Origin of the sequence: Niabella sp. (assembly GCF_030150205.1) — a bacterium.
Lineage (GTDB): Bacteria > Bacteroidota > Bacteroidia > Chitinophagales > Chitinophagaceae > Niabella.
The window spans coordinates 90,291-102,439 of sequence record NZ_JASLGT010000027.1; the positions used below are offsets into that span (position 1 = coordinate 90,291).

The window sequence follows — 12,149 nt, forward strand, 5'->3', positions numbered from 1 at the left end:
AACAACTATAAACGAAAAACCAGAAACCAGAAACAAAAACAATGAGCGAGAAAAATAATTTATCAGGAACTGAAAAAATCAAAGTAGCAAGCCAGGGCCTGCGGGGAACGTTGAAAGAAAGTCTTACAGATGCCCATACCGGTGCCATACGTGAAGACGACCAGGCATTGGTAAAATTCCATGGCATGTATATGCAGGACGATCGCGACCGCCGCGAAGAACGGAGCCGCAAAAAGCTGGAACCGCTTTTTTCCTTTATGATCCGCCTGCGGTTACCCGGAGGCTTTATGACCCCGGAGCAATGGATCGGGCTGCATCATGTGGCAGGAAAATATTCCACCGGTACCATCAAAATCACCACAAGGCAAACCATTCAATTGCATGGCATTTTAAAATCGCATACCAAACCCACCATCAGTGCATTTAACACCATGCAGCTAGATTCGATTGCGGCCTGCGGCGATGTAAACCGGAACGTAACCTGTGCCTCGCACCCGAAAGAATCTCCCCTGCACGAAGAAATTTATCAGTTTGCCCGTGAAATCAGCGCTCATCATCTACCCAAAACAAGGGGGTATTACGAGGTATGGATGGATGCTGAAAAATTAGTAGAAACCACGGAAGAAGATCCCCTGTACCAGGATCGTTACCTGCCCCGGAAATTTAAGATCGGGATCGCCATTCCACCCAATAATGATGTGGATGTATTTATCAATGACCTGGGTTTGATCGCCATTATTGAAGATGGAATTTTAAAAGGATACAATTTTGCGGCCGGAGGTGGTTTAGGTTCCACACATGGTAATGCCAGCACCTATGCCCGCCTGGGCAGCATGCTGGGGTACCTGCCCAAAGAACAGGCATTAAAAGCCATCTATGAAGTGATTACCGTACAACGCGATTTTGGTAACCGCAGTGACCGGAAACAGGCCCGTCTTAAATATACCATCGATAAACTAGGGGTAGACGCCTATCGTGCAGAAGTAGAAAAGCGTTGCGGGTTTTCTTTTGAACCGGCGCGGCCTTACGCATTTACCAGTCGCAAGGACGCTTATGGCTGGTCCCAAAACCACGAAGGGAACTGGTATTACACCCTGTTTATCGAAAATGGCCGGGTGGTAGATGAAAATAATTATCCCCTAAAAACCGGTTTATTAAAAATAGCAGAAACAGGAAAAGCCAATTTCCGGTTCACCTGCAATCAGAACCTTATTCTGAGCGATATTGCAGATGCAGATAAAGCGGCCATTCAACAGCTTCTCGAAGAACACCTGATCATCCGGAGCACCGATAGCTCCAGTCCGATGCGGAGAAACTCCATGGCCTGTGTAGCATTGAATACCTGCGCGCTGGCAATGGCAGAAGCACAGCGCTACCTGCCCACGCTTATCAGCAAAATAGAACCGCTGCTACAGAAACATCAGTTAGCGGATGAAGACATTATTGTGCGCATGACCGGCTGTCCGAATGGTTGCGGACGCTCACCCAATGCAGAGATCGGTTTTGTAGGAACCTCTTTGGGAAAATACAACCTTCATATCGGAGGAGACCGGCTGGGTGAACGCCTGAATACGAAATATAAAGACAGCCTGGACGAAGCCGGCATTTTAGAAACCCTGGATGGTCTGTTTGACGTTTATGTGAAAGAACGCAATACCGGTGAAACCTTCGGTGATTTTTCACAGCGCAAATGGATCAGTAACAATCATTGAGTCATAGAAGAATTTAGATCGTAACCGGCTTTAGATTCATTAAAAATCACGGTGAATAGAACTGAGTGGCGGATGTTTTTTTATTTATTATACGAGCTGAAATCCAGTGCCTCTGTGGTCAATTTAAACAAACACAATGAACGAAAAAGATTTTTTAAGCCTGCTGCAAAAGCATAATAAAAAGCGCGCCGGTAATCTCCCGGATAAAGCGTTAAGTAACCAGTTTGTGGACGATATCTTTGGTTTCCTGTTCGTGCCCCAAACCGGCGTGAACCAAAAAGAAACGGATCTGGAAAAAGGCTGGTATTCGTTAAAAAGCCATCTTACCACGCTGATCTACGATGTGGTAAGCGATGGTGCAAAAGCGCAGGCCCTTTCTGATACGTTCTTCGCCGGCCTGCCCGGTCTTTATGAAACCCTGCAAAAAGACGCTTCCTTTTTCGTAGCCAATGACCCGGCTGCATTAAACAAGGAAGAAGTGCTGCATGCCTATCCCGGATTTTATGCAATTGCTGTATACCGTATTTCAAATGCTTTGTGGAAACTGGGCATCCGGGCATTGCCACGCATTTTTACCGAATATGCCCATAGCAAAACCGGCATCGACATTCACCCAGGCGCCACCATCGGTGCTTCCTTCTTTATTGATCACGGAACCGGTGTTGTAATTGGAGAAACCGCCGTTATTGGGGAGCAGGTAAAGATCTACCAGGGCGTTACCATCGGGGCCCTGAATTCTGCCAAGGTAAAAAAAGATCAAAAAAGACATCCCACGGTGGAAGACAATGTGATCCTTTATTCGGGAGCCACTATTCTTGGCGGTGATACAGTGATCGGCAAAGACAGCGTCATTGGTGGCAATGCCTGGATCACCTTTAGCGTACCGCCCGCTTCATTGGTATATCATAAAAGTGAAGTGGTAGAAAAAGAACATTTTTCGCATCAAAACTCAGTGAACGCCATCCTGAAAAAAAAGTAACTGCATGAAGGAACAGCAACAGGCTCATCCAAACGCAATACAGGAAACGTCCAATACCCTTTTCCCGGTTTTCTTAAAACTGGAGGCATTGCAATTGCTGATCATTGGCGGCGGCAAAGTAGCGCTCGAAAAGCTGGGTGCCGTACTGGCCAACTCCCCGGCTACCAACATACACCTGGTAGCAACCGTGATTGCACCGGAGGTAAGAGCGTTGACTACTTTACATGCCGGTTTACGTTTTAGTGAACGGCCTTATACTATTGAGGATATACGGGAATCCAGCCTGATCATTGCCGCAGTAAATGACCTGGATACAGCCATCCAGATAAAAGCCGATGCCGAAAAAGAAGAAAAGCTGGTAAACATTGCAGACAAGCCGGCCCTTTGCGATTTTTATTTAGGTTCCGTGGTAAAAAAAGGGCATCTGAAAATTGCCATCTCTACTAACGGAAAATCACCCACCATCGCCAAACGGCTGCGGGAAACCTTTACCGCGGCCATACCCGATGAAATGAATGACCTGCTCGACAATATGCAACAGATACGCGACCAGCTTTCCGGCAACCTCGATCATAAAGTGAAAGTGCTCAACAACATTACAAAGGATCTGGCTGTAAACGGCATTAGCAACGATGCCACTTTTAATATCGACAATCCACCCGAAAGTGAAGTGGTAGACAGCTCTGCACTGGTTGCCAATGCCACCCGGCGCAGTACGCCCTACCTGATCGGTATCGGTTTGTTCCTGGTACTGGCACTGGCGATTTATACCATTTATATTTTTGGGGTAAGCGATTCCATCCTGCATTTCTTAAACAAGGACAACCATATGTTCTACTGGATGCTGCTGGTAGGTTTCCTGGCAGAGATCGTAGCCGGGTCCATGGGTATGGGCTATGGGGTGATTTGCACCACCATCCTGCTGATGCTCAATGTAGCCCCTCCTATTGTAAGCGCCAGTATTCACTCTGCAGAATCTTTTACTACTGCAGCCGGCAGTATCAGTCACTACAAGCTGGGCAATGTAAATAAAAAACTCACCAAGGCTCTGGCCATACCAGCCGTTATCGGCGCCATCGTGGGGGCACTGGCCCTATCCTACCTGGGGGAAAAAGATGCCAAACTCATGAAGCCCTTTATTGCGGCCTACACCATGTACCTGGGTATCCGGATCCTGATGAATACCTTCAAAAGAAAACCGGCCGTTAAAAAAGCAACACAGAAAAAAACCAATATTACTGCACTGGGATTAGCCGGAGGCTTTATCGACTCCTTTGGCGGTGGTGGCTGGGGCCCCCTGGTAACCGGCACCTTTATCAAAAACGGCCGGACGCCGCGCTATGTAGTCGGCAGTTCAACTGTGGCCAAATGCATTCTTACCATTACCAGCGCCATCACTTTTGTATTTACGCTGGGCATCCAGCATTGGAACATTGTAGCCGGCCTGCTTATCGGAGGCATCATCACCGCTCCGTTCTCTGCCATGCTTACCGCGAAGCTTCCTGCCAAAAAGATGTTTGCCATTGTGGGCGTGCTGGTCATTATCATGAGTTGCATTACCATCTATAGAGCCATATTTTTGTAGCGCATTCAATTGGAAAAATATAAACAAAGCCCGGTCATGCCGGGCTTTGTGGTATGATCTCGATAACCTGTGGATCCTGCTCCAAAGCATTTCAGAGTGCCGGTATATGCAGGTTAATATTCAATAGCACAATAAAAAAACCAGGGTAAAATCCTAATGTATGGTGCTTCCTGTGTCATTAGTCCGGACCAGCAAATGAATCTTATTTAAAAATATTATCCTACTTTTTTGGTAGACTAATAAATTCCGCTATTTTTGCATCCTTAAATTTCTATATGATATCCGCAAAACACAACAGGCACTGCATGTTGGGGCTTTACTCCCCAACGCAACAGATGTCCCTGCGATGTTAAAACAGATCGTTCCTTTTTTTATCTATTTACTCTACAATTTAAGTAGACAATACACAATTCCAAACTTATACCATCCATGACGCATCTTAAAATAAACGTATTTCTAATTGGTGCCCTGCTGTTTACCAGTATACATGTTCCTTTTCTTGTAAAGGGCCAGGAAACAAATATGTTACAGATAACCGGAAAAATCACTGATGACCAAAAAGGAGAGCCCCTGTCTGGCGCCAGCATCCAGATAAAAAATACCGGTGAAGGAACCACGGCCGACCAGCAGGGGCGCTTTAGCCTGCGTACCCGGGCCAGGATCCCGTTCACTCTAACGATCACTTCCATAGGATATGACGTCCGGGAAGTAGTGGTAAAAAGTACCGGTTCCGACTTCAATATTGCATTGGCAACCCGTACTGTATTGGGAAATGAGGTGGTGGTAACCGCCTCCCGGGTTTCAGAAAGTATTTTAAAATCGCCGGTTGCCATTGAAAAGCTGGACATTCGCGCCATAAAAGAATCGGCGGCACCGGGTTTTTACGACGCACTGGAAAATGTAAAGGGGGTGCAAATGACTACTTCAAGTCTCACATTCAAAGTGCCCAATACACGAGGATTTAATATTCCCAATAATTTCCGGTTTATGCAGCTGGTAGACGGCGTAGATATGCAGGCAGCCACCCTTGGTGTACCGCTGGGAAATGCCATTGGCCCTACGGAACTGGATATTCAAAGCGTGGAAATCACGCCGGGCGCGGCTTCTGCCCTTTATGGCATGAATGCCATCAACGGGATGGCCAATCTCATTACTAAAAATCCTTTCACCAACCAGGGGCTGAGTGTTTATCAGAAGCTGGGGGTGAATCATGTAGACGGAACAGATCACGCACCAGCGTTGCTAACAGAAACAGCCATCCGGTATGCAAAAGCATTTAATGACCGTTTTGCATTTAAGCTGAATGCAGATTATATGCAGGGCACAGACTGGCGCTCCAATACGCGGCTTGATCAGAACCCCAATAATTTAAAGAGTGCCAACCCAGGCTTTCCGGCATTGAATGGCGCAGCCAACGCTGCCTTTGATGGATGGAACAAATACGGAGATGACGCGCTGGCGGGCAGTAATGTGGTATCCGTCGGAGGCTTAACCATTGACGGCAAAGCCAACCAGACATTGCGCGTTGCCAGAACGGGATACTGGGAAACCGACCTGGTGAGCCCAAGCGTAAAAAACATCAAGTTTGATGGCTCGCTGCATTTTAAACCGACCACGCAATCAGAAATTGCTTACACCTACCGGGTAGGCTCTATGGATGGCGTTTTTCAACGTGGCAACAAGATCCGGCTGCAGGATGTTATTGTTCAAAATCATGCGTTACAGTTTAAAAACAAAAATTTCTCCTGGTTATCTTACCTGTCAGTCGAAAATACCGGGAACTCCTATAATGTAAAACCGCTGGCCGATAATATGGATCTTTACAGCGGAGGCGCTACAGATACAAAATCTGCAACCAGTTGGGGTACCAAGTATAAAAATGCGCTGAACAGTTTTGGAACAGCACACGGAGGATTAAACAGCGCGAACCTGGCAGAAGCAACCGCTTACGCCCGCCAGCAGGCCGATGCCGGCCGTGCAGAACCCGGCACCCCACGGTTCGATTCTATTAAAAATGTCATCACCCGTATCAACAACTGGGACATTAAATCCGGAAGTATTCCGGATGCTCCTGTAACCGGAGGTGCGGCGCTGATACAAAAAAGCAAATTGTATCATACCGAAGCGCAATGGGATCTTTCCTCAAAAGTAAAAGTAGTAAACCTGCTGATTGGTGCAGATGCCCGTATTTATGCCGTGGTGCCGGATGGAAATAATTTTGTCGATTTTCGCCGGCCCATTAATGAGCGCAATACCCCACTGCCCGATGGCAGTTTTGGAAAAAATGTTTTATACAAAAAATTCGGCGGCTTTGCACAGGTGACCAAAACATTGTTTGATGAGCATCTGAAATTATTTGGTTCACTGCGGTATGACTATAACCCCGAGTTTACTCCAAGGGTTACACCAAGAATCGCGGCCGTTTACACCGCAAACGAGCGGCATAATTTCCGGGTTACCTACCAGCAGGGATACCGCTTTCCTGCCTTATTTGAAGCGCTGTCTTTTGTAAACAACGGCCGTGTAAAACGTGTGGGAAGCCTTTCCTACATTAACGAAGGACTGGGATATCTTGACAACAGTTACACACAACAGTCCGTTATCAACTTTAACGCAGCCGTAAGTGCACAGGGAAATACCGATGAAGCGGCACTCGCAAACCGCAGCCTCCTGGTTCCTGCAAATCTTCCCAAAGCCCGTCCGGAAAAAATCAATTCACTGGAAATAGGCTACAAAAGCATCCTGTTCGATAATAAAGTAGTAATTGATGTAGATGCCTATAGCAATGTATATGACGGCTTCCTGGGCCAGGTGCAGGTATATGTGCCAAAAGGAGAAACAATTGGTTCTGATGCAGGCGTATTGGCCATGCTGGATCGTAACCGGGATGCAACCGCAGCAACGGCAACCACCGCCGCCAGTAAAGGACAGGACCGGTACCGGGTTTATACCAACGCCAAAAACACCTATACCAATTATGGATCTTCACTGGGCATAACGTACAATTTTTATCGGAAATTCCTGGTAAAGGCCAATGCTGCCTACAATAAAATGAAGGCCAATAAAACAGATGATATTTTTGTAACCGGATTTAATACCCCTGACTGGACGGCCAATATCACTTTTGGAAACCGGGAAATCCTGAAAAACTTCGGATTTAATGTTACCTGGCGCTGGCAAAATGCTTTTTTATGGGAAAGTCCGCTGGTAACAGGATCCATCAATGCCTACCATACGGTAGACGCTCAGGTGAACCTGCGCATACCAGCATTCAAAACAACCATCAAAGCCGGGGCAAGCGATCTTTTGAATCACCGCTACCTGCAATATGCAGGAGGGCCTACCATTGGCGGACTATATTATCTCTCGTTTACACTCGACAATCTTCTTTAACAGACTCATCCATCCCGGTGTAACATCCGGGTATACAGAGCAATCAAAAAATGCCCTGCTGTTTTTACAGCGGGGTTTCTTTTTTAAAATAATCCGGGACAGGTTAAACCTGGCGGTGTTTCATTAGTCTAAGAGATGTATTTTTGACAATTATCGCTTTGACACAATTGACAATGAAAAAACTAATGTTTGTTTGCTGGGCCGTTTGGCTTTGTACTGCTGCTTGCGCCCAGGCAAAAACATTGTATATCGATCCCAGTAAAACGATTGGAGCTCCGGCTTCCCGTGTATTTGAAGAAGTGAAATTTATTCCGCTCGAAACAACCCGGAAAAGCGTTTTTGGCGCCATCCGGCAACTGGTGGTTACCGACTCACTTTTTATTGTGTTGGATAGTGATACCGATGCACTGTACTTCTTTAACCGGCGGGGAAAGTTTTTGCAGAAGTACCGCATCAAACGCTATAAGATCCGTGATATTCAACTGGACCGCACAAAGAATGCATTGCTGATCTTCAGTGTTAACAAAAACTATAACATCCCTTCTGTACAGGTACAGGAATACCTCGAGCAGGATTCGAAAAAAGATATTTCAAAATTTGCAAAAGCCACCTGGTTCTACCTCGACGATGTAACCGCCGCCAAAACCGAAGACCTCAAAAACTTCCGGTATGCCTTTACCAACCCGGTACGTTTTGATAAAAACAAGTTCGCCGCCAGCTTTATCAAAGCTAAAAGAACCGCCAGGGATACACTCGACTATCAATTAAAGATCATTGACCAGTCTGCCGTATTGCAAACCTATTTTCCCTATAATAAGAAAACCGAATCTGTTTATTACTATGCAGGCGCTTCCCAGTGCAGCATTATCCCTACGCAAAATGACTCTGTATTATTTGTAACCCGCCCTTTTCAATACGAAATTTATACCCTTACCCCATCCTCCATCACAGAAAGCTATAAGCTGATGCTGCCCATGGACAATGCGGTTCCTGCATCCTTTTTCAATACCGGCTTTTCCAGTCGCGGAGAAATGGATACTTATAAGATGGAACATCCTTCCTTTGCCCATAAGATCGAGAACGTAATCCGTTTTAAAAACCTGATGTTCTTTGACCTGAACCTGTTCAAAGGCTACAACCGGTACCTCTTCGATAACAAGACCAACCTGATCTACGATTATAACAAAATTTCATCCGACAGCAGCAGCTATTTCTTACCGGTTTCGGGGGTTATAAAAAGCTTTGATGAACAACATATTTATCTTTCTCTTTCCGCTAAAAGCATGTTTAATGCAAAAAAATCGTCAGAATACAGGAATCCTCAATATGACGATGTATTGACCCGCTTTTTTGCCACAAGAAAAGAAACAGACAACCCCGTATTGATCCAGTTAAAACCCAAAGAAGACTTAGCGACAAAATGAAGCGACACATTCTGATTATCTTGCTGCTCCTGCCCATTTTGTCATTTGCCCAAACCAGTGGCAGCGTGAAAGGGCTTGTTTCAGACTCTATACACGATTACGGCCTGCAATCCGCAACGGTTACCATATACAAAAAAACGGATTCCACCCTGGTCAACTACCAGGTTACCAATAACCAGGGCGAGTTTAATATTGGCGAACTGCCGTTTCGCACACCTTTACTGGTTTCGATTACCTATTCGGGTTATAATGACTTTAGTAAAGAGGTATATCTCGACTCTTTAAAAAAAGACTTCGATTTTAAAAAGATCGGGCTTTCTCGGGACACCTCCCGGCAGATGGAAGAAGTAGTGGTAAAATCGGTGGTTCCGGTACGTATGAACGGCGATACCCTGGAGATCAACCCTGACGCTTTTAAACTGGATTCCTCAGCGGTGGTGGAAGACATGCTCCTGCGGGTGCCGGGTGTAACCATGTGGAGCGATGGGTCCATTACCGTTAATGGCAAAAAGATCACCAATGTATTTGTAGATGGCAAACCGTTCTTTGGCGGCGGTGCCGAAATTGCCACCCAGAACCTTCCTAAAACCGCCATTGAAAAAATACAGGTATACCAGGAAAAAGACTACAGCAAACAGGATATCACCAATACCGAAATGGACTCCACTTTTACCATGAACATTAAGATGAAGCCGGAAAAAAGAAAAGGCTTCTTTGGAAAAATAGGTGCCGGGCTGGGAACCGATCATCATTATGAAGGCGACCTGACGATGCAGGCCTATAACAAAAAAACAAAACTGGCCATTGCCGGAAATCTTAATAATACCAACAAAACCATTCAGAATGTACGGGAGGCCATCGAAAACAATACCTTCCGCTCCTATAACCGCAGAAATTTCGGAGCTCCGAATGCCAATGCGGCCGGGCTGAATACCGTACATTACTTCGGGGCCTACCTGCAACATAATTTTGACGAAAGCACCAATTCCCGTTTTAATAATTCGATTGACGGAGAATATAATTTAAGAGACTCCAAAAACGATCAGCTCAGCAACACCACAAGCATTCAAAACACATCGTCTTATCAGCTTACAAATATCAGCGAGCGCCGCAATACCGGAAGCTCGCTCAATCAATCAATAGATGCGGGTTATGAAAACCGGAAACGGGCTACTTCTTTTTCTACCAAAGCCAATTACACCTGGAACAATGCCCAATCTGCATCTGAAGGCAATACCACTGCCTACCAGAACGATACGTTACTGGCCAGTAACCGCCAAAACAGGAATATTTCGTCCTCAACCTCCAACAGCTTTAACTTTAACGGCTATTTCAACAACAACGACTACGATGAGGGCATTAACAAAAAAAGTTTTTCTACCAATTTTTCGATAAACTCCAACAACAACGAAAGCAATAGCCACGAAGTCAGCAGGTATCAATCTTTCGTTGGCGATCTTTCTACCCAAAATACCGACCGGAAATCCCATAGGGAAAACTCCAACTTTAGCGCCAATCTCGGCCTGAATTATAACGGCCTGCGATCGCTCCTGTTTGGCTCCTATAATTTCTGGAACATCAATATTGGCCTGCGCAATAATATCCGGTATAATAAATCGGACCTCAACGCCAACGTGCTGGATCTGGATTCGCTTACGGATACCTACCGGGTCAACCAAGCCCTTACTAATATCAATTCTGTAGTTAACATCGATGACCGGTCCGGCATCAGCTTTTTCAAAACCGTTAGCAAAACGCTTTCAGACCGGTATTATAAAAGCATTTCTTTCCGTACCGATCTTCAAAACCAGTTTCTTTACCAGCGCAATACCTCTTCACTCAGCTACCGGAACCTGGAGCGTACCTTCCATTTCTTCACGCCCGCATCATCGGTCTATTATAATTATAACCGGTTCAATAAATACAACCTGACCGTAGGCCTCTCGCAAAGCAGTTCTGCTTCTGCACCTACTATCGACCAGCTATATCCGATCATAGACAGCACCAAAAAATATAATGTTGTAGTGGGGAATCCGGATCTGAAATCCCCCCTGGGCAACAATTTTAATTTTAATGCCAACTACAATACCCAGCGGTTTAACGAAAAAACCACCTATACCGTTGGCCTGAACCTGGGATACAATACCTTCCAAAACGGCATTACAGATAGCAGCTATATTAAGGGAAACGGAGAACGTACTTCCTATTTGCTGAATCTTGACGGCCGGCGTTCTTTTAACGGCGACTTTAATGCCAGCGCTTCCTTCCGCATCAACAATAAAAGCATGCTGCAGCTGCGTTACAATGGAGGCGCCGGAGGATCGCGTGCGCCCCAATATATAACTACCGAACTAAAGGATGGCTCACTCCAAACCCAATTCATTTACAATCAAACCCGGAACCAGAATCATTCGATTCATGTATTCTATAGTCTTACAGATATATTTAACCTGTCTCTTGGTCAAAGCATCAACACAAATAACAGCCAGCAGATTGGCCTTAACAAAGCGGCGCTTAAAGCAAAGACCTTTGGTACCAATGCCCGCTTCACCATACTCGTACCTAAAAATTTTACACTAAGCTCCAATGTAAACTATCTTAATAATATTTCCGCACAAAATCAGGCCAATGAAGCTACCATATGGAACGCCTATGCTACCTTACGTTTTATGAAAATGAAACAGGCCGAGGTGAAGCTATCTGTATTCGATATTTTGCGGCAAAACCGGAATATTTCCAACTTTGCCAATGATAACAATACTACCGGAACCACCATTACCAATGGCATTCAGCAATTTTACATGGTGACCCTTTCTTACTTTCCGCGGCAATTTGGAGGAAGAACCAAAAAATCCGGACGCTCCGGAGGACGCCGCAGCGAAGCCGGTGAGCAGCGGCAGCGCCCGCAACAGCAACCGCGCCAGCAAGGCAATATGCAACGGAGAGGGGGAAGGAATTAAGTTCAATACCACAAAGGTCAAAGGCATAAAGCACCATATGCAAACGGGCACAAAGTATGCGGGTAAAACATCGTGCTACTACACTTTTGTGTTGGC

The 12,149-nt window shown here is 45.7% G+C and carries 5 protein-coding genes and 1 pseudogene; all 6 read left to right on the plus strand.

Translation table 11 applies throughout. The features are described 5' to 3' along the window. Positions 1–38: 38 nt before the first annotated feature. Positions 39–1,712: pseudogene (locus Q1V85_RS20470) on the plus strand (NADPH-dependent assimilatory sulfite reductase hemoprotein subunit); the annotation flags it as partial. Positions 1,713–1,848: 136 nt separating this feature from the next. Then, positions 1,849–2,691, plus strand: coding sequence for a serine O-acetyltransferase EpsC (gene epsC, locus Q1V85_RS20475; protein ID WP_300602508.1), 843 nt, complete (start codon positions 1,849–1,851; stop codon positions 2,689–2,691). Positions 2,692–2,695: 4 nt separating this feature from the next. Beyond that, positions 2,696–4,276: a TSUP family transporter gene (locus Q1V85_RS20480; RefSeq protein ID WP_300602511.1), complete on the plus strand. Its 1,581-nt coding sequence runs from the start codon at positions 2,696–2,698 to the stop codon at positions 4,274–4,276. A gap of 429 nt (positions 4,277–4,705) precedes the next feature. Next, positions 4,706–7,669: a TonB-dependent receptor gene (locus Q1V85_RS20485; protein ID WP_300602514.1), complete on the plus strand. Its 2,964-nt coding sequence runs from the start codon at positions 4,706–4,708 to the stop codon at positions 7,667–7,669. 173 nt (positions 7,670–7,842) lie between these two features. Further along, on the plus strand, positions 7,843–9,093 hold the full coding sequence (locus Q1V85_RS20490; protein ID WP_300602516.1) for a 6-bladed beta-propeller: 1,251 nt from the start codon (positions 7,843–7,845) through the stop codon (positions 9,091–9,093). Next, positions 9,090–12,053 (plus strand): outer membrane beta-barrel protein, encoded by a 2,964-nt coding sequence (locus tag Q1V85_RS20495; protein ID WP_300602518.1) that lies wholly within the window; start codon positions 9,090–9,092, stop codon positions 12,051–12,053. The genes Q1V85_RS20490 and Q1V85_RS20495 overlap by 4 nt, the downstream gene beginning before the upstream one ends. Positions 12,054–12,149 lie beyond the last annotated feature (96 nt).